The organism is Bacillus sp. F19, from assembly GCA_023823795.1.
Lineage (GTDB): Bacteria > Bacillota > Bacilli > Bacillales > Bacillaceae > Bacillus_P.
The window spans coordinates 2830874-2855625 of sequence record CP085710.1 but is presented as its reverse complement, the minus strand read 5'-3'; the positions used below and the strand labels follow the sequence as shown (position 1 = coordinate 2855625).

Sequence of the window (24752 nt, the reverse complement as noted above, 5' to 3'; positions counted from 1 at the left end):
TTTGCCTTTTTCATATATCATATGTTTCATTATGAGTCGGAGATAAATTAGTCCTTAAAAATGACAGCGCTTTCAAACTGAATTGATTATCTAATTCAAAGCATCCTTCATCTATAGAAATAACCTGTTTATCCTTCACATAGAATGTAAGAAGTATGATATTCAGAATGCAAGTGAGGTGGGTTTCCGGATGGAGAGGGAGTACTTAATTAAACCGATGCTTGATGAAAGCTATAAAAAGGTCAGCCATGGACAAGGTGTTTATTTATACGATACTTCTGGCAAGAAATATTTGGATGGATCATCTGGAGCTGTAACTTGTTCAATCGGACATGGTGTCAGTGAAATAGTGGAGGCTATGGTGGAGCAGGCGCGAGAAGTATCGTTTGTCTATCGGTCCCAATTCTCTAGCTATGCAGCAGAGGGCCTGTCAAAGAAGCTTGCAGAGATGACGCCGGGTGATCTTAACTGGACCTTTCTGGTCAACAGCGGATCTGAAGCCATTGAAACGGCCATGAAGACAGCAATACAGTATTTTCAGGAAAAAAACATGCCTAAAAAAACAAAAATTATTTCCAGGTGGATGAGCTACCACGGGATTACAATTGGCGCGCTTTCTTTATCAGGCTATCCAGAGCGCCGTTTCCGGTTTCAGCCGCTGCTTGAAGCAAATCCGGTGGTATCTCCTGCGTACTGTTATCGTTGTCCATATGGATTAAAACCCTCCTCTTGCAAGGCGAAATGTACAGAAGAATTGGAAACGGCAATAAGAAGAGTCGGTGCTGATCACGTTGCTGCTTTTGTTGCAGAGCCGGTTGTCGGTGCAGCGGGAGCAGCAATTACACCTCCAGAAGGATATTACGAAAAAATCCGCGATATTTGTGATCGAAATGACATTCTGTTCATAGCGGATGAAGTCATGACAGGCATTGGAAGAACAGGAAAAACTCTTGCGATGGAGCATTGGGGAGCATTGCCTGACATCGTTGCACTCGGGAAAGGATTAAGTGCCGGTTATGCTCCAGTTGCTGCTACTTTAATCAGTGACAGGGTGATGCGGCCAATTCAGCAAGGATCAAAATTAATCATGAGCGGGCATACGTACAGCGCGAATCCTCAATCCGCAGCTGTCAGTCTCGCAGTCTTGCATTATATTGAAAAAAATCAATTGAACGATGCAGCTTCTGAAAAAGGAAAGATACTGATCAAACACCTGCAAAAATTGCAGGAAAAAACAGAAATCATTGGAGATGTCAGGGGAAAAGGATTATTAATAGGAATTGAATTTGTTATAAACCAGACGACCAAACAGCCTTTTCCGAAATCTTATAATCTTACGAGCCGCATCATTAAGAAAGCAAATCAGAACGGGCTGCTTGTCTATCCGTCTGCTGCTGGAATTGAAGGCGGCGACGGCGACGCCATATTAATTGCCCCGCCGCTGACCATTAATGATGAAGAGCTAAACGAACTTGTCCAGCTATTTTCAAAAACGACAGCAGAAATAGAAGCCGAAGTGCTGCCAATGTCATAAAAAGGAGAATCTGTATGATTGCTAACTCTTTTCAGAAAATCAGACTAATTGATGAGATTATAGGCAAAATCAATGACGGCTGCACGCTGATGGCAGGTGGATTTGGCGGTGTTGGCACCCCTCCGTCTTTGATTGACGCGATTTTGGAAAAAGAGGTCCGGGAACTCGAAATTATCTGCAATGACACTGGTTTTCCGCATATCGGAATAGGGAAACTGATCTCGGCAGGGCGTGTCCGAAAAGTAATTGCCTCGCATATTGGCTCAAATCCAATCGCCGGAAACTTGATGTCAGAAGGCAAGCTCGAAGTGGAATTTTCGCCGCAGGGAACTCTTGGCGAGCGAATCCGTGCCGGCGGAATGGGTCTTGGAGGCATTTTGTCAGATGTAGGCATGGGAAGTGAGATTGCAGAAAAAGGAAAAGAGCTTGTGCAAGTGGAAGGGCGCACCTATTTTATTGAAACAGCCTTAACTGCTGATGTGGCCATCATTTGCGGAAAGACAGCGGATGAATTCGGAAACATCATCTACAAAAAAAGTGCACGGAATATGAACCCGCTTATGGCCATGGCAGGAGATTATACCATTGCGGAAGTCGATGAAATCGTAACTTTAGGCGAGCTTGATCCCGAAGCCATCATCACCCCGGGTGTATTTGTTCAAGCCATCGTACAAAGTGAAGGGGTGAACTGGAAGTGGGTATGGGAACCGAAGTAAGAGAAAATATTGCGAAACGTGCAGCACAGGAAATTGATAACGGCATGATCGTCAATCTTGGCATAGGGATTCCCTCTCTCGTGCCGAATTATCTGAAAAACAAACCTCAAGTGATGATTCAGGCTGAAAACGGCATCCTCGGCATTGGATCAACACCTTTGCAAGGAGAAGAAGAGGAGACACTGTGCAATGCTGCAGGCTATCCTGTAACCCTGGAAAAAGGAGCCTCTTATTTTGACACAACCACAGCGTTTGGCATGATTCGAAGGGGGTGCATTGATTTGACGATTCTAGGTTCTCTCCAGGTAAGCGAAAAAGGAGACCTCGCCAATTGGATCGTACCTGGTAAGCGTGTGCCTGGAATGGGCGGAGCAATGGAACTTGCCGGAAAAGCAAAAAAAGTCATTGTCGTCATGAATCATGTCAATAAAAACGGCGATCCGAAAATTCTCACAAGCTGCACCCTGCCGCTTACATCCAAACAATGTGTCGATTTAATTATTACGGATATGGCGGTAATTGAAGTGCATGAGACAGGACTTATATTAAAAGAGATCATGGTTCCATTCACAGTCCAGGATGTGATGAAATGCACAGGAGCAAAGCTTGAAATCGGCATGAATCTTTGAAGGAGTGATTCGATGAATAACTTGCAAGAGCAAGTTTGCACATGGATAGAAGAAAATCGAAACCGGTCAATTAAATTACTTAAAAAGATGGTCGAACAGAGAAGTGTTCAGGGAAATGAGGCGTCAGCCCAAGCGGTCGTGCTGGAAAAATGCCGTCAGCTTAGCCTGGATATAGATCTGTGGGAGCCTGGCGGCAAACTCCTTAAACAGCACCCGCATTTTGTGGCAACGAGAACATCTTTTAAAGACAGCCCGAACATTGTCGGAGTTTTAAAAGGAAAAGGAGACGGGAAATCCGTTATTTTAAATGGACACATCGATGTCGTGCCGGAAGGCGACTTAGAGCAATGGGATGTGGACCCTTATCAGGCAGTGGTAACCGAAAACCGTCTTTATGGACGCGGATCGACGGATATGAAAGGCGGGAATGTCTGTCTTTTAATGGCAATGGAAGCTATTAAAGCATCAGGTATTTCCTTAAAGGGAGACGTCATTTTTCAAAGTGTCATTGAAGAAGAAAGCGGCGGAGCGGGAACTCTTGCTGCCATTTTACGCGGATACAAGGCAGATGCAGCTATTATTCCGGAGCCTACTAAAATGAAAATTTTTCAAAAACAGCAGGGATCTATGTGGTTCAGGCTGAAAATAAAGGGGCGTTCTGCACATGGGGGAACGAGATATGAGGGAATCAGCGCCATTGAAAAAAGCATGCTGGTTGTCAAGCATATCCTGGAGCTTGAAAAAAAGCGAAACGAAAAAATAAACGATGCTCTTTACAATAAGGTTCCGATTCCAGTTCCTATTAATATTGGAAAAATAGAAGGAGGCACGTGGCCATCCTCTGTGGCAGATCTTGTCACCTTAGAAGGAAGGTGCGGGATCGCACCGAATGAAACGATAGAAGAGGTGCAGAGAGAATTTCAAAATTGGATTTCTGGCCTTTCTTCAAAGGATGAATGGTTCAATGAACATCCGGTTGAACTGGAGTGGTTTGGGGCAAGGTGGCTTCCAAATGAAATCGGAAGCGAACATCCTCTAACCGCGACTTTGATAAATTCTTATAAAGAGATCATGGATAAAGAACCGATCATTGAAGCATCTCCTTGGGGAACAGATGCAGGCCTTATATCTCATGCAGGCGATATTCCTTCCATTGTATTTGGCCCCGGCGAAACAGAGGTGGCTCACTTTCCGAATGAATTTATTGAAATTGATAAAATCATCGACTGTACAAAAATTCTGGCTGTTTTCTTAATGCACTGGTGCGGTGTATCAGAGCAGATGTTTTTACAGATTGATGGAAAGGGTAAATAATTGAAGATAACGACTATATAATTGAGGTGTTAGCAAATGAAGCAGCATTTATGGATCAATGGACAGAATATGGAAGCAAGCAAGTATCAGGAATTAAAGTCTCCTTACACGGATGAATTGCTGGCAGAGGTAGCCATTGCAGATCAGAATCAAGTAAAAGCAGCAGTTGACGCAGCAAGTGAAGCGATCAGTAAGATGAACGCTTTGCCTGCATATAAGCGTGCAGATATTTTATTGAAAACAGCCCATCTTCTTGCTGAACGAAAAGAAGAAGCGGCAGTGATTATTGCTAAAGAAGCCGCTAAACCAATTAAAACTGCGAGAGCAGAAGTGGACCGCACGGTTATGACATACACATTTGCCGCTGAGGAAGCGAGAAGGCTGAACGGTGAGACGATTTCAATGGATGCAGCGCCAGGCGGTGAAAACCGGACAGCCTACACAGTGCGCGAGCCAATCGGAGTTATTGGAGCGATCACGCCTTTTAATTTCCCGATGAATCTCGTTGCGCACAAGCTTGGGCCTGCTCTTGCCGCAGGCAATACAGTTGTATTAAAACCTGCGACGCAAACACCTTTAAGCTCCTACTTCATCGGAGAGCTTTTTCATGAAGCGGGTCTGCCTGAAGGCGCACTGAACATTGTAACGGGAAAAGGCAGTGAAATCGGCCAGCATTTTACATCAGATGAACGCGTAAAGGCCCTTACGTTTACAGGAAGTCCAGACGTCGGGAAAAAACTGAAAAAAGAAGCCGGCCTGAGAAAGACGCTGCTTGAATTAGGATCAAATTCAGCTGTCATTGTCGCGGAAGATGCTGATGTTTCAAAGGTAGCTCCAAGATGTATAACAGGAGCTTTCGCGTATGCGGGCCAGGTTTGCATATCCGTGCAGCGAATTTATGTACACGAAAACGTATTTGATGAGTTCGTTGCAAAGGCTGTTAAAGAGACGAAAAAACTTAAACTCGGCGATCCCCTTGCTGAAGAGACAGATGTCTCCTCATTAATCTCAAGTGAAGACGTGGATCGCGCCATTTCCTGGATTGAAGAAGCTGAGAATGCAGGAGCTCTAATCGAATGCGGCGGCAAATCAGAGGATCATCAGATTGTTCAGCCGACTATCTTGCTGAATGTCTCGTCTGAAGTCAATCTCTCCTGTGAGGAAGCATTTGCTCCAATTGTCATCATCAACTCATTCAAAACATTTGATGAAGCAATTGAAGAAGTGAACAACTCGAGATATGGTCTTCAAGCGGGCATATTTACAAATAAAGTCGACCTGGCCTTTCAAGCAGCAAAAGCCCTTCATGTCGGCGGTGTCATGATCAATGACATTCCAACCTTCCGTGTCGATCATATGCCATATGGCGGTGTGAAGGACAGCGGATTCGGCAGAGAAGGCATTAAATATGCCATTGAAGAACTGACCGAGTTGAAGCTGATCTCGTTTAATCATGCCAAGTTCTAAGCTGAAAAAAAATAGAGTGTGCTTTGCCGCACTCTATTTTTTCAGGGTAATTTTTATTTTAGGGGGACTGGTCTTGAAAAAAACGTACTTCGAAACAAAAACGTTAGCTAAAAAGAATTATCGTGCTGAAGCAGTACTCGATTATTTTAATAAAAGGCTCCGAATCGATGACTATCGCGGAAATACAGAGTCCTTGCTCACAGATGCATTCAAATTAGCTTCAGATTATAGCTTCACAAAAGTGATTGTCAAGGCAAAAGCCTGTGACATCCCTTTTTTACTGATGCAGCAATTTCAGCTTGAAGCCATCATTAAAAATTATTTTCACAGTGATGATGCCTATTTTTTCACGAAATATTTAAGTGAAGAAAGAAGAAAAACTGACAGCTGGACAAAGCAGGACAGCATCATCACATCCATATATGAAAAAAAGAAGACAGGACAAGTGCAGTCAGCAGCATTTATATTTCGTGCAGCTGAAGAACATGATGCAAAGAAGCTTGCAGAGTTATACAGAGCAGTATTCGAAGTGTATCCAACACCCCTCCATTCAAGTGATTATATACAAAAAACGATGAGGGATGGCACCATCTATTATCTTGCTGAAAAAGGAGACAACATCGTAAGTGCTGCTTCTGCTGAAATCAATTCAGCATACCACAATGCTGAAATAACAGACTGTGCAACGCTGTCCGAAGTCAGAAAGCATAAATTAATGAGAAGCCTGATTTTATTACTTGAGCAAAAGCTTTGTGAAAACGGTATTTTTTGTGCTTATTCGATTGCAAGGGCGGATTCTTTCGGCATGAACGCCGTTTTGCATCAGCTGGATTATGAATATACCGGCAGACTTACAAATAATTGTATCATTAGTACAGATCTTGAAAACATGAATGTATGGTGCAAAGATCTGTCTGCCGAAAATTGAGCAGTATATGCCGAAAATCCGGCAGGTTATGTAAAGAGGAGTGGAACCTTTGACAAATCAAAATCGGGATCGAATCATTCATCATATTTTAGAAACGATTGATGAGGGGATTCATGCGGTTGACGAGAAAGGAATCACAGTTTTTTACAACGAGATTGCAGCCTATCATGATGGTTTGAAAGTCGATGAGGTTGTGGGCAAGCATTTATTTGATGTTTTTCCGTCCCTTTCTGAAGAAACGAGCACACTCTTAAAAGCCATTAAAACGAAAAAACCGATTTATCACCATTCCCAAACGTACATAAATGTTAAGGGCGAAAAAATTGAGACAGTGAACACGAGCCTGCCGATTTTATCTGAGGATAAAGTAATCGGCGCTGTTGAAATTGCAAAGGATTTTTCAGCGATCAAGCGGTTGACAGAGCGGCTGGCTGACCTGCAGCAACAAGTGCATTCCCCACCAAAAGCAGAGGGATCCAACGGCACAAAGTATGTTCTTGATGACATCATTACTGCAAGCAAGAACCTTCTTATGATTAAAACGCTTGTGAAAAAAGCGGCAAAAACCTCATCAAATGTTCTCGTTTATGGGGAAACAGGTACTGGAAAAGAATTAATTGTACAGGCCATTCATAACGAATCACAGCGAAGAGATGCTCCTTTTATAGCACAAAACTGTGCGGCGCTTCCTGAAGCCTTGCTTGAAAGTTTATTATTTGGGACAGCAAAAGGAAGCTATACAGGCGCGGTAGACAGGCCAGGTTTATTTGAACTGTCTCACGGCGGAACGCTTTTTCTGGATGAACTACAATCGATGCCTCTGAACCTGCAGGCAAAGCTGCTTAGAGTCATTGACGATGGCACAATCAGGAGAATCGGAAGCAGTCATTCAATCACAGTCGATGTCAAAGTGATTGCCGCTATGAACATCAACCCTGAACAATGTCTTTCGGAGGGGAAAATGCGGGAAGATCTTTATTTTCGCTTAAACGTCTTCGGAATCAATCTTCCCCCGCTCAGAGAACGGCCATTGGACCTCCCCTTACTAATTTCTTATTTTATTAAAAAGTACAATCATGAATTTCAAAAGCGTGTTGCCGGATTATCAGATGAAGCACAAGCCCTATTAAAGCACCATCACTGGCCTGGGAATGTAAGAGAGTTGAAGCATTGCATTGAGTTTGCCATGAATATGTGTGATGGGAATAGAATTATAACCGGTCATTTACCGCCATATTTACAGAAAGAGGAAAAGACGGCAAAGGAAGCGCATTCTCTTCATGAAAAAATGTCAATGATGGAAAAAGAGATCATCCAACAAGCACTTGTTCAAAGCGAAGGAAATATTTTGAAAACAGCAAAGCTGCTCCAAATTCCGAGACAAACCCTTCAATACAAAGTGAAAAAATATTTTCCTGACCAATTTTCGGCACCAAAATTGAAAGCATAAATAGCGGATGTGATTGTAACAGCTTACAGTCACGTTGGCATGGTTTTTGCATGTATTAATGGTAAAGACCGAATTGGGGGAACTTCCATGAAATACGATCTATACAAGCCGAAGCGCGACTGGAAAGACATCGAACTCTGGAAAGATGTCACAGATGAACAGTGGAATGACTGGCTCTGGCAGCTTACAAATACCATCCGAACACTGGATGACCTAAAAAAAGTAATTAATCTGACTCCTGATGAAGAAGAAGGGGTTAAAATATCAACGAAAACCATCCCCTTAAATATTACTCCCTACTATGCATGGCTAATGAACGAAGATGATCCGAGATGTCCGATCCGCATGCAGTCGGTTCCGATATCACAGGAGCTTTATAAAACAAAATATGACCTTGAAGATCCGCTTCACGAAGATGAAGATTCACCTGTACCTGGCCTGACACACCGCTATCCCGATCGCGTCTTATTTCTAGTGACAAATCAATGCTCGATGTACTGCAGATATTGCACGAGAAGACGTTTCTCAGGCCAAATTGGCATGGGTGTGCCTAAAAAGCAGCTTGATGATGCGATTAACTACATCGCTCAAACGCCAGAAGTCCGGGATGTGCTGATTTCAGGGGGAGACGGATTGCTGATTAATGACACAATTCTTGAATATATTTTGAAAAATCTCCGAGCGATTGATCATGTTGAAATCATCAGAATCGGTACACGCGCGCCTGTAGTATTTCCTCAGCGCATCACAGAAAATCTCTGCAGCATCTTGAAAAAATATCATCCGGTCTGGCTGAATACACATTTCAATACTTCCATTGAAATTACTGAAGAATCTAAGAAGGCATGTGAAATGCTTGTGAACTCCGGCGTGCCAGTCGGAAATCAGGCCGTTATTCTTGCGGGAATTAATGACAGTGTGCAAATTATGAAAAAACTGATGCATGATCTTGTCAAAATAAGAGTGCGGCCTTATTACATTTATCAATGTGATTTGTCAGAAGGAATCGGGCATTTCCGTGCGCCAGTTTCAAAAGGACTTGAGATAATTGAGGGACTCCGCGGACATACAAGCGGCTATTCGGTTCCAACTTTTGTCGTCGATGCTCCGGGAGGCGGCGGGAAAATTGCCCTTCAGCCTAACTATTTAATTTCTCAAAGCCCGGATAAAGTTGTGCTCCGTAACTTTGAAGGAGTCATCACAACCTATCCGGAGCCGGAAAACTATACGCCTGGGCTTGCAGATGATTACTTTAATGAAGTCTATCCAGACTCTGCATCAAAAAAATCTCTATCAGGAATTGCTGGTTTGTACGAAGACGCTCAATTTAACTTAATCCCTGAAGGCATCGGAAGAATAAATAGGAGAAAAACGTTTGAAACAAACCCTGCTCATTCCACATTAAAGGATAAACGGGAAAAGCGTGATGAGTTAAAGGATAAAAAGTACCGTGCGCAGCTATTAAAATCCGAAGAAAAGAAGGCGGCAGAAAATGAATGAACGCTGCGACTGGTGTGAATCGCAAAATGCAAAGAGCTCAAGCAATCTAGTTCACTGGGAGCTGCCTGACGGTTCGCGCGCCATCGAAATTTCAGACACACCATGTATTACTTGTCCGGACTGCGGTATCAGCTATCAAAGCGAACAAACCGTTAACGAAATCGAAAATCAGCTGCTTTTAATTGCCGTTAAAGAACTGCCAAACCGCATAGATTACAAAGAACTGATGAAATGGAAGCGTCACCTGAAGCGAAACTATTTTGATTTTACCTGAACCTAAAGAACCTTCTGAGGTTTCCTTCTTGTACAATAAACGTTATAATAGGGTCAATTTCCAAACGTAATTGCGACAGGGGGATTTACCGTGAAATCTTTTTACCATTACCTGATGAAATACCGTCATCCAAAACCGGCCGATGACATCAGCCAATTTGCAAACGACGCCTATGACGACCACAGCTTCCCGAAATCATCCGAAGATTACCATGAAATCAGCTCCTACCTCGAACTGAATGGATCTTACCTTCACAGCCTCGTCGTCTTCGATGATGCCTGGGAATTGTATGAAACCGAAATCCTTAAAAAAGCATCGATCTAAAAACAACTTACTTTGTAGGTTGTTTTTTTGTGCAAATTTTGGACATTAATTGTGCGCGAAATTTCATTTGCGTGCCGTCTTAACCATTTAAAAAGTGCACCGGAAAAAAGTGAAATAGTGCCTGATAGTTATCGGAATAGAGCGTGATAAAACTGATAGAGCCTGATAAAAATAGTGATCCGAATAAAATGAAAAAGAGACAAAAATCAGTCCAGATATCAGTGTGTCAAAGAGGGTCTATGGTTACCTAAAATGATCTAATTCGAGATTTCAAGGTATTAAAGAGGGCTTATGGTTACCCGAGATTCACCAGCAAAAAACACAAATAGGAAGGCAAATGCTAAATCACTCCCTCAACTTTTATTCTTGACATTACCTTCGAATAATCATATAGTTAATAAAGTTAATAGTTAAGTAGGTTAAGTATTAATTTCATTAAGTGTACAGGAGGGGAAAATGGAAACCAGACAGGAACTTACGTATGAATTTCTCTCTAATTACCGGAAGTTAAATAAAATGACCCGGACAAATTTGAATGAAATGCTGGAAACTTATCTCCCGTTCAATGAATTTATGGTCCTTCGTCTGATTCATGAACAGAGCCATCAAAATGTCAGCCAAATTGCTGAACGATTAAGTGTTTCAAGCAGCCATATCACATCTGTAAGTGAAAAACTGATCAAAAAGGGCTATTTGAATCGGATGCGCGCTGAGGATGACAGGAGAGTGGTCTATCTGGAGCTGACTGACATAGGTGAAAAAGTGAAGACTGAAGTGGAAACGACCATTATGGAATACTTTCATCACAAACTAAAAAACGTAACCGATGATGAACTCATTGTGTTTAATAAATTATTAACGAAACTACTAGATGAACAATAGAGGTGGAACAATGGAACATTTAAGTCATAAAGAAAAAATCACGATTATGATTGCGATTATTGCCGCGATGTTTTTCGCAGCTGTCAATCAAACGATCGTCGGAAATGCTTTGCCGAAGATTATTTCGGATCTCGGCGGACTGGACTATTATAGCTGGGTATTTACGATTTACATGCTGACAAGTGCGATCACTACGATCCTTGTCGGTAAGCTGTCAGATATTTATGGAAGAAAGCCGTTTATCATTATTGGTATCATCATCTTTTCAATTGGGGCTTTTTTAGCCGGAACATCAATGGATATCATTCAAATGATTATCTACCGCGGAATTCAGGGATTTGGTGCAGGGATGATTATGTCTACAGCTTTTACTGCTGTTGGAGATCTTTTCGCACCGCGTGAACGGGGAAAATGGCAGGGTGCCATGAGTGCAGTCTTCGGGATTTCAAGTCTATTTGGTCCAACCCTTGGCGGATATATCGTTGATAACCTTGAGTGGAAATGGGTCTTCTGGGTGTTCTTGCCGCTTGGTATAGTAGCTCTCGTTCTAATTTGGAAGCTTTTCCCATCAACTGTTAAAAAAGCAGGTGAGAAAGTCGACTATCTTGGATCTGTCTTTTTATCATCAGCGATCACAACGGCATTAATGGCTTTTTCATGGGCAGGAACAAAATACGACTGGGGCTCTGTTCAGATTTTATCGTTGTTTGGAGCTTCCGCACTGTCTCTGATCATTTTTGTCTTTGTTGAAAGAAAAGCGGTAAGTCCGATCTTGCCACTAGACTTATTTAAAAACAGCATTTTTACGATTTCAAATATTATTGGTTTTGTCATCGGAGTTTCGATGTTCGGAGGCGTCATGTACGTGCCTTACTTCATTCAGGGAGTACTTGGCTATTCAGCTACACATTCCAGCTTTCTGACGATGTCGATGACTCTTGGGTTGGTTTTTGCCAGTGCTCTTGGCGGCCAGATTATTTCGAAAACAGGAAAATATAAGCTGCAGGCCATCATCGGTCTTTTTATTTCTGCAATAGGTCTATACCTGCTTTCTACAATGACTGTAGAAACGTCTCAATACCTATTGGTGTTTTACTTAACTTTAGTAGGATTTGGAATAGGAATTGGTATGACCGTCTTTACCTTAACGGTACAAAATGCGGTAGATCAAAAACTGCTCGGTGTAGCAACTGCTTCGTCACAGCTTTTCAGATCTGTAGGCGGAACGGTTGGGGTTGCCATCATGGGAACCTTGCTCAACTCACGGATGCAGGATAAAATGGCGTCCATGAGTCAAACGGGAGACACCAATCAAATGGCCGCTTCACCGGAACTTGCCGGCAAATTGGAATCTCTTCAAAATCCTCAGCTTCTGCTGGACCATGAAAAACTTGAGGGGCTTAAAAATACATTGCCGCAAGAGGCGATTCCTTTCTTTGATAATGTCATTCTCAATCTTCAGGATTCTCTGAGCTATGCATTATCTGGTGTTTTTATCTTTGTCACCATCACCATGGCCGTCGCGATTCTCTTAACATTCTTTATTAAAGAAATTCCGCTCAGAAGTGCAAAGGATCAGTCATCTGTAAAAAAAGAAAACGTCATTAAAACAGGAAAATTACAGAGCAACGAAAATTAATAATAAACCAAGGTGCATTTTTTGCCTTGGTTTTTTAGATTCTAAAATGAAATTTTTTCCATAATAAGCTATAATTGAGAGGAGAATTCATATATAAGGAAAGGGATGAGCTTAATGACAAATGCTATTCAGCTGTACGATTTTCACAAGTGGTCTAATACCAGAGTGTTTAGCCGATTGAAGGAACTGCCGAAGGAATTGTATACTAACGAAATAGAAAGTGTATTTCCGTCTCTGTCACACGTCATGGTTCACATTTATCTTACGGATGCCCTTTGGCTGAAAGTAATCAAGCGGGATTCTTTTGAACGAATAATGGCTTATCTTGGCGAGGCTCAAAAAGAAACAGAGAATAGGAGTATGGAAGAATTAGAGAGAATGTTTGCAAAACTTGCGAATGAATACGAATTATTTTTAAAAGACAATAGAGATGCGGAAAGAGCATTTACTATTGAACACCCGATGTATGGAAATTTAGAGACAAATGTTTTTGAATTGATCCAGCATGTAGCAAACCACGGAACCTATCACCGCGGAAACATCACAGCAATGCTTAGGCAGCAGGGTGTGCCAGGTGTATCTTTGGATTATGTGTTTTATCTTTATGAAAAGAAAAAGCAGCATTGAATAAATATGGACATTAGCTGCTCGTTATTTTGGTGGTGTTAAGCTTTATTCGGGGCATTTATTATTTCGAATTTACTTTGCCTTATGTTATGGAAATCATCTTTGGAGTCATTGGTTTTATTGCAGTCCTTTACATGGCAATCTCAATCCGGCTAAATCAAAAGAATAAAACCTCTTAGTGGACATACATATAGAAATGAACATTCTATGACGTCTGCTTGGCAAAAGTAGTTTTTAGACCCTTCATATTCTATAATAAAAGAAAAAAGTGTACTGGGGGTTCACCTATGCTTCAATCACCAATTGGCCGCTTTAGGCTCATGGGATTCATCGAAGGAGCGTCTTTGCTGATTCTTCTTTTTATTGCCATGCCTTTAAAATATCTGGCAGAAATCCCTATGGCCGTAACAATTGTGGGATCAATTCATGGCTTTTTCTTTATCACGTATTTGCTGATCATTGCCTATACTACGTATAAAATCAGATGGTCCTTCGCCTGGGTATTCAGTGCAGTCGCTGTAGCGTTTATTCCGTTTGGCAACATGATTCTGGATGCGAGACTAAAAAAAGCAAATTTATAAGAAAATGAAATGTACAAATGACCTTTGCGAAAAGGTTATTTTTTTATGCTTTTTCAAGTTTTATCATGCTCCCTTTTTTATCTGCAGTGATATCATTACACCTGGTTATGCGGAGGATGGGAGTTTCTACAAAAATGACTGGATAAGCTCCATAAAGAGCAGGATATTGAAAGTGGATATGCATCATCCTGCTCAATATTCGCAGATAAGAAATGAAAAAAAGCATCCTATTATTCGGATGCATACTTAACAATTCCGTGTAAATAAACGGAATATTCGCGCTGCACAACTTCTCTTAATTTGATTTTTCCTTCTCTTTCTAATTCAGATAAAAATTGATCAATCTGCCGTTCATCTTCTTTCGTAGCCTTTTGAACTTCAATTGAAAACAAATTACCTCGGCTGGCGTGATGCATTTTTTTTAATAATTTATCTTTATTCATTGGGTCATCCCCTTTATCCTATTCATTTTCGACATAAATGGAGAAATTCCTCTAATTACTAATTATATTAATAATAGAAAATTTTTAATAAAATCATATGATTCTACTTAAGCAACAATAATTTATAGGTCTATAGACCATTAATCCAGTTATATCTTTTGCACCATGTCTATCATTTCCTAAAAGAGTAAACTAGAATTGCTTAGTTTGCAGAAAATTCTAATAAAGGATGTGTTTTATTGAAAAAAGAAATGATAGCGTTTGCTTTATCGGCAGCTATGCTTGCATCAGTGCTGCCGATTCCACACCATGCTGTAAATGCAGAAACCTCCCAGCTGCAGAGTCTTCCTATACCAGGAACACAGAATGTAGTTGAAACTTATTTTGATGGAGTGAACGGAAATTACTTAACAACGAAAAATCCTCTTCAATTTCAAAATGCAACATTGTTTGGAAACATAGGTCTTGCTCCTGTCAATTGGGGAAGTGTAAATGAAGGGACAGGCTGGTACAAGATGAATAAACCCGCAGCCATCAGCGGAACTCAGATAAATGGCGCTTTTGAAGACGCTCAGTTTGTAATACGTGTCCCTGATAAGTGGAATGGGAAACTTGTGGTGGCTGGTATTCCTGCTACTCGAAATGAAATGTCAACAGACTTACTGTTCAGTGATTTTGTTCTTGAAAAAGGGTATGCGTTTGCAGCAATTGACAAGGGGACACAAGGAGAGATGGATCCTAGTGACCCATTTGCAAAAGCGAAAAACGCCCTGGCTGCCGAAGATGACAGCGTCGCAGAGTGGCATAAGCGCTTCAGACAAATCACGAAAGCCGCACAATCGTATTTAGCGGAACATTATCAAGAGCAGCTGATTTCTTCAAAAGATAAATCAAATCCAGCACATCATTTGGTGAGAAAGAATCACAGTGTTCCTACTTATGCAATGGGGATCTCAAATGGGGGATATGTCGTCAGGTATGCTCTGGAGCATGACGGCCGCCAGAAAAAAGAAAACCGCCTGTTTGATGGAGGTGTAGATTGGGAAGGTGTTCTTTGGACGGAAAAGCAGCCAAACTTAATTTCTTCTCTCACAGCAGTTGTTAATCATGCTGAGGCTGCCATCTACGGCACTGGAAAAGAAAAAGAAAAAGCTATGAAAGAAATGTATAAAGCCGGTCTTCCAAAAGGATCGGAAAAATTGTGGTCATACCATGATCAGGTTTATTGGTTTATTACAGCGAACATCTACCGTGACCATTTTGATCCAAATGCCCCGGACAGCATTCCGTGGAGAAACTACTTAAACTTTATAAATGGAGTCAGGGACAGAAGCTACGATTATATTTTTGAAGATTACAAGTATCAAAGCCGTCCGAAAAGTGTTAAAGAGAACATAAAAGAAATTGCTAATACGGGTGACATAGACGTTCCGCTTATCAGTTTTACAGGAACATTGGATGCATTGATTTTCCCTGATATTCATGCAAGGGGCTATGAAAAACTTGTGAAAAAAGCTGGCAAGGAAAAGCTTCACCGCATGTATTCGATTGAAAATGGAAATCATGTTGACAGTCTAGTATGGAATTCTACAACGGACTCAGACAAAAAACTGCAGCCGCTGCTCCCTTATGCCCATCAGTCATTTGATTTATTGGTAGATTGGGTAGAGAATGGGGAGAAGGCACCTCGAAGCAAAACAATTCCTGTCCCTGATGATACAACGAAGGTTATCGACCTTAAAACAGGAAAAGAGGTTGAGCCAAGGTAATAAATGATTCCGAACCATGAACTAAGGTATACATGGAGATTAAATTTAAATGTATCAAATCCTGTATTAAACTTTTAATATGGGATTTTTGTTTTGTCTTTATCTTTATCTTTACCTTTGTAAAGTCCTTTGGCCTTACTAAACCACCATAGGTGAAAAGAGAAACCCCACTGAGTGAAGTGTCACTTTATCGTAAAGCTTTTTTCAACACTAATGTGATCGAATAGAATTGAAGATGATAAGAAAGATAGATCTTCAACTTGTTGCATGTTTTGTCAGAAGGAAACCCAAAGAAAAAATTACTAATCTTAATAGGCATTTTTTTTCACAAATGGAGGGGTTAAAGAAGGAGTTTTATGATGATCGGTTGAACATAACCATATTCAATTTATCTATACTGTCAGATATTGCTTCTAATAACAATCTTGGAGTGGTTATTATGGAAATAGTTTTAGAAAAGGCAATAGACTCTGATGCAGATTCTATTTTTGATATGCAAGTAAAGGCATTTACGCCATTATTGGAGAAATATAAAGACTACGATACTAGTCCTGCAAATGAAACCATCAATCGAGTTATTACTAGAATAAATAATCCTTCAGGTGAATTTTATAAAATATTGGATGATAACATTCTTGTGGGGGCAATATGTATATGCTGGAAAGTGGAAACATCACAATTTTGGATAAGTCCAATGTTTATTCTGCCTGATTTTCAAGGAAAGGGGATCGCTCAGAGAGCAATAAAGATGGCTGAAAAGATGTTCCCTCAAGCAGCCAGTTGGGAATTAGCCACAATATTGGAGGAAGAACGCAATTGTTATCTCTATGAAAAAATGGGTTACTCCGTGACTGGTATAAGAAAAAAGCTGAATGATCAAACAACGCTTGTATTTTACCTGAAAATAACGGGCCCTTTGAATCAGATATAAAAAAGATTATGCTTTCCTTTCAAAATGAAGTTTGACGAAAATCATGAACTTTTGGGAGCCGGATCTCCGGCTCCCTTCTTATTTAAATGACCAAGTCAGGACCTTTTTCTTTTCTAGAATCATCGTCTGAATACCGGCGGCAATTTTTTGAATTCCTTTAGCAATTAACTCATCTTCCACTTGTGAAACACTAAGTCTCAGGACATTTTCCTTTTTATATGCAGGGAGATACATTCTTTCGGCATTATCTAAAAAGACATTTTCTTTTTCTAATAAGCTAATCAGCTGCTGTGCTATTAAAGGAGGAGGCAGGTGAATAGTTGAGTAAAATCCTGATGATGAACCTGTATAAACTGCATCAGGAGATAAGAATTCCGAGTAGGCCTTCTGCAGCAGCTTTCCTTTTTCATGGTAAGTCTGTCTGATTTTTGAGATGTGCGCATCGAACATTCCGTTTTTCAAGTAAATTTCAAGTGCACCCTGTGTGAGAACAGGGGTGTGAACATCAGCAGCGAACTTTACCTGCAAAAAATCTGCTTTAAGCGCTTCAGGCATGACAATTAAACCAAGTCTGAGCCCTGGCAGCAGCGTTTTTGAAAAGCTTTTCGTGTATATGACTCTTCCTGAGGGGTCATATGCAAACATTGGATCCTGCTTCATATTCGGATCAAGGTCACCCATATAATCATCTTCCACTATATATACGTCGTATTTTTGGGCAAGTTCAACGATTTTTTTCTTTTCTGCGTTTGTGTAGCTGTATCCGGTTGGATTATGAAAGCGTGAGACGGTATAAAAGAATTTTATGTTTTCATATTTGAAGATTTCCTCTAAACGATCCAGATCAATGCCGTTTTTTTGAATTTCAATGCCAACAGCATCCGCTTTTTGTGTCTTAAGCGATTCAATAAATCCTGGATGCGTCGGCTGTTCTGCACATATTTTGCTCTTTCCATTAGGAAATGGAAGAGAGACAAGAAGATGAAGGGCTTGCTGTGAGCCAGTTACGGCAGCAATCCGTTCAGGCACAGTAAATACCTGAAGATCCTGCAAATGCCTGGCAAGCTGTTTGCGGAGGGAATACAGGCCCTGAAGCTCTGAATAGGAGAACATGTCTTCTTTGTAGCGATCGATTGCCTGATTTATGCAATGCTTAAAGTCCAAGTAAGGCATAGCTTCTTTGTCCGGTCCAGCTGATAAAAAATCAATCTTTCTGTTTTGTGAGGACTCTTTTTTCTGAAATTGATAGTCTTCTACAAGGTAATAACCGCTCTTTTTGACTGAGTAGATTTGATGATTCAGTTCCAGTTCCTGATAAGCTTTGATAATTGTATTCTTACTGCAGGATAGTTCTTCAGATAAAGCTCTTATTGAAGGGAGTCTGCTCCCAGGCTTTAATACTCCAGCCGCTGCACGATGTGCAATTTCCATCATAACCTCTTCGTATTTTTTCTTTGTCATCAGCTTCTCCTCCTAAATCTGTACGGGTACAGAGCAAGAAAAATGGGATTTCGGTTCCTGATAAGGATAAGTATACTTGAAATCAATAAATAAATGGTGCTTCTCATCAGTATAGAAAAGCAGCGAAAGAAGGTGGAAATGCCTGGCAAGCTTCGTTTAAAATTAAATACTTTAAAAAGGAGAATGCAAAAAATGAAGAAAATGATGATGTTTTTACTCAGTATCTTATTAGTGTGCTTGACGGGATCCCCCGCAATTGCTGAATCGCCAAAACCAGAAAACCTGCAGGTGGCCGAGCTGTTTAAAGGAAAACAAGGAACCATTGTGGTTAAAAATCTGAAAACAGATAAAATTTATGTTTATAACAAAAAGAGAAGCAAGGAGCGCATGACACCTGAATCGACTTTCAAAGTGCCAAATGCGTTAATTGGGTTAAAAACAGGTGCTGTCAAAGATGAATATGAAGTGAAGCGATGGGACGGAACACTCAGGGAAATTGAAGATTGGAACAGGGATCATACCTTAGCTTCTGGTATGAGGTATTCCGTCATTTGGTACTACCAATCGATGGCAAGAGATATAGGTCCTGCTGTAATGCAGGAAAATGTTGATTTGCTGAACTATGGAAATCGTGACATAGGCGGAGGGATCGATCGTTTCTGGCTTGACAGCAGTTTAAAAATATCTGCACAAGAACAAATCCGTTTTTTTGAAAATCTTGTTGAAGAGACACTTCCTTTTGATAAGCAGCAAATGAGAACAGTTAAAAGAATCATGATTAATGAAGAAGCGGATTCATATGTGCTGCATGGCAAAACGGGTACACGCCTTTCAGATCTTGGACTCGGCTGGTATGTTGGGTACGCCGAAACAGAAAAAGCTGAATGGGTTTTTGCGGCAAATATAGACGGAAGCGGAACCGAGGCAAAGAATATCACAATAGAGGTATTGAAACAGTTAAAAATAATTAGTAAATAAGAAAAAATGAAACAAGATCTAAAGAACATTGGGTCTTGTTTTTTTATTGAAATTGCAATTTCAGCATGAATTCTATAGAGCCTATCCCTGATACAAAATCCCCACTAAATCCCACTTTTCAATTCATATCTTCCGGGAGTATGATTACATTTATATGTTAAAAGGTTTGAGAAAGAAGATGAAGGCAGTGAAAAAGGTTTTCAGCAGTTTACTAGTTTTATTCCTGATGCAAAATCAAATGCCTCTAATAGGCAAAGCTGAGTCGAATACTCAGCAAATCGGGTCTGTAAAAGGGAACAGCGTCAATGTATATTCTTCTCCAAAATTAAGCTCGGCTGTGGCAGCTGTTCTTCAAAAAGGTGATGAATATCCTCTTATTCAATCAGCAGCGGGAGATTCTGCCGATGCTATTACACATAAAGTTACCAGCGGAAATACGCTGTGGAAAATAGCCAGCCAATATGGAACAACCGTTCACGAACTGAAAATGTTCAATAGCTTAAAAAACGATAAGATTTCCCTCGGGCAAAATATAAAGATTCCTCAGACCGTTCAAGCTCATCAAGTGAGTTCAGGTGATACACTATGGAAAATCTCGAACAAATATGGAGTAGCCGTCAATGATATTACCAAGCTAAATGATATAAAGACTGCTCAGCTTAAAATCGGCCAAAAATTAAAAATTCCTGTGTATTATTATGAAGTTCAGCTGCTTGGCGGGAAAAAAGGGTGGATCAAAAAATCGCACCTGCAAGTGAAAACAAGCAAACGTGTTGTTATGGGCTGGAGTTTTAATGGAACAGCAAATACTTACATTCAGCAAATGAAAAACAAACCAAATTTAAATGTTGTCTCTCCGCGCTGGTTTACGTTAAATCAATCTGAAGCAGGTGTTTCTATTAAAACGGATGCTGCATATACAAAGGCAGCACATGCTGCAGGGAAAAACGTTTGGCCGCTTCTTGGCAACAACTTTGACCCTGTTCTGACAGATTCAATCATAAGCAATCCTCAAAAAAGACAAAAACTCGTTTCAGAACTTCAGACTGCTTTAATTAAAAGCAAGAGTGATGGAATTAATGTGGATTTTGAAAACATTGATATAAAAAATAAACAGGATTACGTAACGTTTATCAGGGAAATAAAAACAGCCCTGAAACCTCATGGAATTATCGTGTCTGTCGATGTGACCAGAACAAGTGATGACCCATTCTGGTCTGGTAGCTTAGACCGCAAAGAACTCGGCAAAATAGCCGATTATGTGATTATGATGGGATACGATGAGCATTGGGGAGGGGGACTGAAAGCGGGTTCTGTTGCTTCCCTGCCTTGGGTTGAAGAAGGCATTAAGCTGCTAATGAAAGATGTGCCCACACATAAAATCATTCTCGCTGTGCCTTTTTATACGAGAGAATGGGTGACAGACTTATCTGATGGCGAGCTGCGAAGCATCGACCGCTCGATGGCCGAAGTGAATCAAATGATTTCATCAAAAGGGCTTAAGAAGGTATGGGATCAGAAAACATCACAGTATTATGCTGAATTCACTGAAAACGGTGAAAAACATCAATTGTGGATAGAGGATAAAAAATCAATTGAGCTGAGAATGAAGATGGTGAAAGAGAATCATTTAGGCGGAGCTGCAGCATGGTATATAGGTTCAGAAACTTCGGATATATGGGATGTTTATCATTTTAATTAATGATAGATAGATAACGTGATAGAGAAAAAAGCACAGAGGGGAACGGGTACCAAATTGCACAGCGATTGGTATCCGTTTTTTTGTTGTTGAGGAACAAAGGCAAGCTATGAGGACTCAAAATCCATGATCAGGCAAGTTTGAGTACTCAAAGGCGCGCTATGAGTATCCAAAATCCATGATCAGGTGAATGAGAGGAGTCAAAGCAGACTATGCGGTACCCAAAATCCTTGAAAAAGATGAATGAGAGTACTCAAAGGCAAGCTATGAGTACCCAAATTCTTGAAAAAGATGAATGAGAGTACTCAAAGGCAAGCTATGAGTACCCAAAACCTTGAAAAAGGTCAATAAGAGTACTCAAAGGCAGACTATGAGTACCCAAAACCTTGAAAAAGATGAATGAGAGTACTCAAAGGCAAGCTATGAGTACCCAAAACCATGAAAAAGATGAATGAGAGTACTCAAAGTCAAGCTATGAGTACCCAAATCCATGAAAAAGATGAATGAGAGTACTCAAAGTCAAGCTATGAGTACCCAAAACCTTGAAAAAGATGAATGAGAGTACTCAAAGGCAAGCTATGAGTACCCAAAACCTTGAAAAAGATGAATGAGAGTACTCAAAGCACGCTATGAGTACCCAAATCCTTGAAAAAGATGAATGAGAGTACTCAAAGTCAAGCTATGAGTACCCAAATCCATGAAAAAGATGAATGAGAGTACTCAAAGGCAAGCTATGAGTACCCAAAACCTTGAAAAAGATGAATAAGAGTACTCAAAGGCAAGCTATGAGTACCCAAAACCTTGAAAAAGATGAATGAGAGTACTCAAAGGCAAGCTATGAGTACCCAAAACCTTGAAAAAGATGAAGGGGAGTACTCAAAGGCAAGCTATGAGTACCCAAAACCTTGAAAAAGATGAATGAGAGTACTCAAAGGCAAGCTATGAGTACCCAAAACCTTGAAAAAGATGAAGGGGAGTACTCAAAGGCAAGCTATGAGTACCCAAAAACATGGAGCAGTTAAAACTGAGGAATCAACCTACGCTATGATTCCCCAAAACCCATTATCAGGTGAATTTTAGGAACCTTTCACTTTATAATTATTAATTGGCACAATGCAAAAATAAATTTGACTTTCTTTATCAATTACCGGAGAAACCTTTGGTCCATAATCTGTTGAAATCGCCATATCAGCTAAATCAGCGATTCCAAAATAGGCTTTATACGCCTTGTCTGAATGAGTTTTTAATTCAAATGATACATGTGGTGCTTTTTTTCTATCTTTATACTTAACCAGTACCTCAGCATTGGTTTATACCACGCGTATTTCCCATTAGATTTTCTTAGGTGGACAAAGCCTGCTGCATCACCATCATCAACTTTTCTTTTGAAAAATACAAACAGTTCTCCATCTGATTGTATTTTTCCTAAAAGATTGCCTGTTAATAAGCCTTCATCTTTTAGACCGTTTTGGATGGCTGCTTTTGAGTAGCAAACCATTTTGTGTGATCTTCATTAGCAGAACATCCAATAAGCAACAATAGAAAAAATAAAATAACAAACCGCTACAATCTCAAAATCAGCTTCTCCTATGAAAAACCAAATTTTATTAGATTCTTTCTCCCTAAAAAGTAAAAAATCCTTTTATTTGGTATAAATAACCATAAGTGATAATAAAACTTTATAATTTCATCCCTTCATTGATTGTGATATTATTTAGTAATCCGAAATAAATTTATGGTATTCAGTTAAATTAGGAGAGATACAGTGAATCAATTAACGAAAGCACCTCTTTGGACCAAATCGTTTATTATGCTTATGCTTGGCAACTTATTTATTTTTATGTCATTTCAAATGCTGATTCCCACACTCCCGCCTTATATTAAATCTTTGGGAGCTTCGGGACTTGAGATTGGGTTAGTTACGGCTTTATTTTCGATAGGAGCGGTTTTGAGCCGTCCGTTTATCGGGTACATGCTTGAATATAAAGCCCGCAAGCCGCTCGTTTTGATTGGAGCAGCCGCTCTTCTTGCGATCACCATTTTTTACCCCATTTCAAATGTCATTCTTATTTTCCTGATGTTCAGGTTTATCCATGGTCTTGCCTGGGGTTTTTCCACCACAGTGAACGGAACGGCCGCCGTGGATGTGATTCCGAATTCCCGTCTTGGGGAAGGAATGGGGTATTTTGGCCTTTCCGTTACGCTCGGAATGATTATTGCGCCAAGCCTTGGTATCTTTTTATTCGGGGTTACAACGTTTAACAATTTAATCTATATTTCCTGTGCACTTGGGGTCATTGCGATTATTCTTTTATCAGCTGTACGTTACTGCACACCGGAATCGGTCAGACTGGCCAAAAAAGAAGATCTGAAATTCTCATATCTTGGCTCGCTCGTGGAAAAAACAAGCTGGTATCCGGCTTTTATCACGATGATTGCGACATTCGGCTATGGATCTGTTGTGACTTTTATTGTGATTTTCGGTGAAGAACGAGGAATCGATCAGATTTTCCTTTTCTATCTGTTTAATGCAGTTATGGCTTCGATTTCAAGACCAATTGCAGGGAAGTGGTTTGACGAAAGAGGGCCTAAGGGGCTGATCATTGTCTGTTCGACACTGACTTTTGCTGGAATGTGGGTTCTTTCTTTCTCTCACACCAATATAGGTATTGCTATTGCCGGGATTTTATTTGGAATCGGATTCGGTTCGCTGCTTCCGACTCTGCAGTCATGGACGCTTTCAAAAACGCCGGACAGCCGCAGGGGTGTGGCAAATGGAATGTTTTTCTCTGCGATTGATTTTGGGATAGGTCTAAGCGGAATCGTTTTTGGCTTGCTGGCCCAATATCTTGAAACGGCGGTTCTCTTTCAAATTTCGAGCATATTTCTTATCGTACCCATGATACTGACTCTTTTAGAAGGAAAGGGCAGAAGGGTTACAAAAGAACGGACAGCCGCGTCTACTTATTAAAATGGAAGAAAGCATCTGACTAAGTCAGGTGCTTTTTGAATTTTTTCTGCTTCCACTCTTCAGCAAGCATGCCATACACGGCATGATCGACAAAATGATCATAGAGCCATTCAGCTTGTCTTATGTTTCCTTCATGAACAAAGCCAAGCCGCTCTGGGATGCTTCTGCTTTTAGTGTTCAGAACAGCAGCCCGGATTTCAACTTTGTTCAAGTTGTACTTCTGAAAGGCTATATCCGTCAAGGCTCCGGCAACTTTTGTCATAATCCCGTTGCCCTGAAACTCTGCTCCGAGCCAATATCCGATATAAGCTGTCTTGTTTGACCAATTGATTTGGTTAAAGCCTGCTGTTCCGGCGAGTTCGCCTTTATATAAAATAACCGCATTTAAACTTTTATTTTCTGCATAAGCCCGTAAACAGCCTTCAATAAACGTTTTTGTATCCTCAGCTTTTGTTGTGAAGTCAAGCCAGGGAAGCCATTCACGCAGATGGTTTCTTGATTGATCTGTGAGCTTGAACAGCCCATCTCCATCTCTTATATCCATTAATTTTAGTGAAACTTCATTATCTATTATATGTGCAAACAAATTAGATCCCCCAATCTCATTCTCTATTTTATTACTATACTATGAAACA

Annotated in this window: 23 protein-coding genes; 19 read left to right on the top strand and 4 right to left on the bottom strand. The window is 40.5% G+C overall.

Annotation, left to right across the window (positions count from 1 at the left end; translation table 11 throughout):
- The first annotated feature begins 190 nt into the window (after window positions 1-190).
- From LIT25_14630 to LIT25_14565, 14 genes are all read left to right on the top strand, one after another.
- Window positions 191-1534, top strand: a complete 1344-nt coding sequence (locus LIT25_14630; GenBank protein USK31887.1) for an aspartate aminotransferase family protein — start codon at window positions 191-193, stop codon at window positions 1532-1534.
- 8 nt (window positions 1535-1542) lie between these two features.
- Window positions 1543-2250: a CoA transferase subunit A gene (locus LIT25_14625; protein USK36286.1), complete on the top strand. Its 708-nt coding sequence runs from the start codon at window positions 1543-1545 to the stop codon at window positions 2248-2250.
- Entirely contained in the window at window positions 2229-2879 is a 651-nt protein-coding gene (locus LIT25_14620; GenBank protein ID USK31886.1) for a 3-oxoacid CoA-transferase subunit B, read from the top strand. Before LIT25_14625 ends, LIT25_14620 begins: the two co-directional genes overlap by 22 nt.
- A 12-nt stretch (window positions 2880-2891) precedes the next feature.
- A complete protein-coding gene (locus LIT25_14615; GenBank protein USK31885.1) occupies window positions 2892-4193 on the top strand; it encodes a peptidase in 1302 nt (433 codons plus the stop codon).
- A 36-nt stretch (window positions 4194-4229) separates the two neighbouring features.
- On the top strand, window positions 4230-5660 hold the full coding sequence (locus tag LIT25_14610) for an aldehyde dehydrogenase family protein (protein ID USK31884.1): 1431 nt from the start codon (window positions 4230-4232) through the stop codon (window positions 5658-5660).
- 73 nt (window positions 5661-5733) lie between these two features.
- Window positions 5734-6588, top strand: a complete 855-nt coding sequence (gene ablB, locus LIT25_14605; protein ID USK31883.1) for a putative beta-lysine N-acetyltransferase — start codon at window positions 5734-5736, stop codon at window positions 6586-6588.
- 49 nt (window positions 6589-6637) lie between these two features.
- Window positions 6638-8038, top strand: a complete 1401-nt coding sequence (locus LIT25_14600) for a sigma 54-interacting transcriptional regulator (GenBank protein ID USK31882.1) — start codon at window positions 6638-6640, stop codon at window positions 8036-8038.
- Between the two features lie 87 nt (window positions 8039-8125).
- Window positions 8126-9538 (top strand): lysine 2,3-aminomutase, encoded by a 1413-nt coding sequence (ablA, locus tag LIT25_14595; GenBank protein USK31881.1) that lies wholly within the window; start codon window positions 8126-8128, stop codon window positions 9536-9538.
- Window positions 9531-9812, top strand: a complete 282-nt coding sequence (locus LIT25_14590; protein USK31880.1) for a YokU family protein — start codon at window positions 9531-9533, stop codon at window positions 9810-9812. The genes ablA and LIT25_14590 overlap by 8 nt, the downstream gene beginning before the upstream one ends.
- Window positions 9813-9902: 90 nt before the next feature.
- Window positions 9903-10136, top strand: a complete 234-nt coding sequence (locus tag LIT25_14585) for a YozE family protein (protein USK31879.1) — start codon at window positions 9903-9905, stop codon at window positions 10134-10136.
- A 456-nt stretch (window positions 10137-10592) separates the two neighbouring features.
- On the top strand, window positions 10593-11018 hold the full coding sequence (locus LIT25_14580) for a MarR family transcriptional regulator (GenBank protein ID USK31878.1): 426 nt from the start codon (window positions 10593-10595) through the stop codon (window positions 11016-11018).
- A gap of 10 nt (window positions 11019-11028) precedes the next feature.
- Entirely contained in the window at window positions 11029-12657 is a 1629-nt protein-coding gene (locus LIT25_14575) for an MFS transporter (GenBank protein USK31877.1), read from the top strand.
- A gap of 114 nt (window positions 12658-12771) precedes the next feature.
- Entirely contained in the window at window positions 12772-13284 is a 513-nt protein-coding gene (locus LIT25_14570; protein USK31876.1) for a DinB family protein, read from the top strand.
- Window positions 13285-13571: 287 nt separating this feature from the next.
- On the top strand, window positions 13572-13865 hold the full coding sequence (locus LIT25_14565; protein ID USK31875.1) for a DUF3817 domain-containing protein: 294 nt from the start codon (window positions 13572-13574) through the stop codon (window positions 13863-13865).
- A 230-nt stretch (window positions 13866-14095) separates the two neighbouring features.
- Here LIT25_14565 and LIT25_14560 read toward each other — a convergent pair whose 3' ends face one another.
- Window positions 14096-14308, bottom strand: coding sequence for a hypothetical protein (locus LIT25_14560; GenBank protein USK31874.1), 213 nt, complete (start codon window positions 14306-14308; stop codon window positions 14096-14098).
- Window positions 14309-14547: 239 nt separating this feature from the next.
- On the opposite strand from LIT25_14560, the gene LIT25_14555 reads away from it, so the two are divergent.
- Both LIT25_14555 and LIT25_14550 read left to right on the top strand, forming a co-directional pair.
- Window positions 14548-16077, top strand: coding sequence for an alpha/beta hydrolase (locus LIT25_14555; protein ID USK31873.1), 1530 nt, complete (start codon window positions 14548-14550; stop codon window positions 16075-16077).
- 439 nt (window positions 16078-16516) lie between these two features.
- Entirely contained in the window at window positions 16517-17008 is a 492-nt protein-coding gene (locus tag LIT25_14550; GenBank protein USK31872.1) for a GNAT family N-acetyltransferase, read from the top strand.
- A 78-nt stretch (window positions 17009-17086) separates the two neighbouring features.
- On the opposite strand, the gene LIT25_14545 is transcribed toward LIT25_14550, so the two are convergent.
- Complete coding sequence (locus LIT25_14545; GenBank protein USK31871.1) at window positions 17087-18469, bottom strand: PLP-dependent aminotransferase family protein; 1383 nt, start codon at window positions 18467-18469, stop codon at window positions 17087-17089.
- Window positions 18470-18661: 192 nt separating this feature from the next.
- On the opposite strand from LIT25_14545, the gene blaOXA reads away from it, so the two are divergent.
- Both blaOXA and LIT25_14535 read left to right on the top strand, forming a co-directional pair.
- Window positions 18662-19447, top strand: coding sequence for a class D beta-lactamase (blaOXA, locus tag LIT25_14540; GenBank protein USK31870.1), 786 nt, complete (start codon window positions 18662-18664; stop codon window positions 19445-19447).
- Between the two features lie 178 nt (window positions 19448-19625).
- Window positions 19626-21149 carry a LysM peptidoglycan-binding domain-containing protein gene (locus LIT25_14535; protein USK31869.1) on the top strand — a complete coding sequence of 508 codons (1524 nt, stop codon included), beginning with the start codon at window positions 19626-19628 and terminating at the stop codon, window positions 21147-21149.
- 1240 nt (window positions 21150-22389) lie between these two features.
- Here LIT25_14535 and LIT25_14530 read toward each other — a convergent pair.
- On the bottom strand, window positions 22390-22644 hold the full coding sequence (locus tag LIT25_14530; protein USK31868.1) for a hypothetical protein: 255 nt from the start codon (window positions 22642-22644) through the stop codon (window positions 22390-22392).
- 312 nt (window positions 22645-22956) lie between these two features.
- On the opposite strand from LIT25_14530, the gene LIT25_14525 reads away from it, so the two are divergent.
- Window positions 22957-24117, top strand: a complete 1161-nt coding sequence (locus LIT25_14525; protein ID USK36285.1) for an MFS transporter — start codon at window positions 22957-22959, stop codon at window positions 24115-24117.
- A gap of 19 nt (window positions 24118-24136) precedes the next feature.
- Here the strand turns inward: LIT25_14525 and LIT25_14520 are convergent, their stop codons facing one another.
- Window positions 24137-24703 carry a GNAT family N-acetyltransferase gene (locus tag LIT25_14520; GenBank protein USK31867.1) on the bottom strand — a complete coding sequence of 189 codons (567 nt, stop codon included), beginning with the start codon at window positions 24701-24703 and terminating at the stop codon, window positions 24137-24139.
- Window positions 24704-24752: the final 49 nt, after the last annotated feature.

Coding starts and splice junctions, on each gene's coding strand:
- blaOXA (USK31870.1), top strand. CDS start 18,662: ATGAAGAAAATGATGATGTTTTTACTCAGTATCTTATTAGTGTGCTTG.
- LIT25_14610 (USK31884.1), top strand. CDS start 4,230: ATGAAGCAGCATTTATGGATCAATGGACAGAATATGGAAGCAAGCAAG.
- LIT25_14630 (USK31887.1), top strand. CDS start 191: ATGGAGAGGGAGTACTTAATTAAACCGATGCTTGATGAAAGCTATAAA.
- LIT25_14570 (USK31876.1), top strand. CDS start 12,772: ATGACAAATGCTATTCAGCTGTACGATTTTCACAAGTGGTCTAATACC.
- LIT25_14575 (USK31877.1), top strand. CDS start 11,029: ATGGAACATTTAAGTCATAAAGAAAAAATCACGATTATGATTGCGATT.
- LIT25_14545 (USK31871.1), bottom strand. CDS start 18,469: ATGACAAAGAAAAAATACGAAGAGGTTATGATGGAAATTGCACATCGT.
- LIT25_14590 (USK31880.1), top strand. CDS start 9,531: ATGAATGAACGCTGCGACTGGTGTGAATCGCAAAATGCAAAGAGCTCA.
- LIT25_14525 (USK36285.1), top strand. CDS start 22,957: ATGCTTATGCTTGGCAACTTATTTATTTTTATGTCATTTCAAATGCTG.
- LIT25_14615 (USK31885.1), top strand. CDS start 2,892: ATGAATAACTTGCAAGAGCAAGTTTGCACATGGATAGAAGAAAATCGA.
- LIT25_14565 (USK31875.1), top strand. CDS start 13,572: ATGCTTCAATCACCAATTGGCCGCTTTAGGCTCATGGGATTCATCGAA.
- LIT25_14560 (USK31874.1), bottom strand. CDS start 14,308: ATGAATAAAGATAAATTATTAAAAAAAATGCATCACGCCAGCCGAGGT.
- LIT25_14550 (USK31872.1), top strand. CDS start 16,517: ATGGAAATAGTTTTAGAAAAGGCAATAGACTCTGATGCAGATTCTATT.
- LIT25_14530 (USK31868.1), bottom strand. CDS start 22,644: ATGGTTTGCTACTCAAAAGCAGCCATCCAAAACGGTCTAAAAGATGAA.
- LIT25_14535 (USK31869.1), top strand. CDS start 19,626: ATGAAGGCAGTGAAAAAGGTTTTCAGCAGTTTACTAGTTTTATTCCTG.
- LIT25_14580 (USK31878.1), top strand. CDS start 10,593: ATGGAAACCAGACAGGAACTTACGTATGAATTTCTCTCTAATTACCGG.
- ablA (USK31881.1), top strand. CDS start 8,126: ATGAAATACGATCTATACAAGCCGAAGCGCGACTGGAAAGACATCGAA.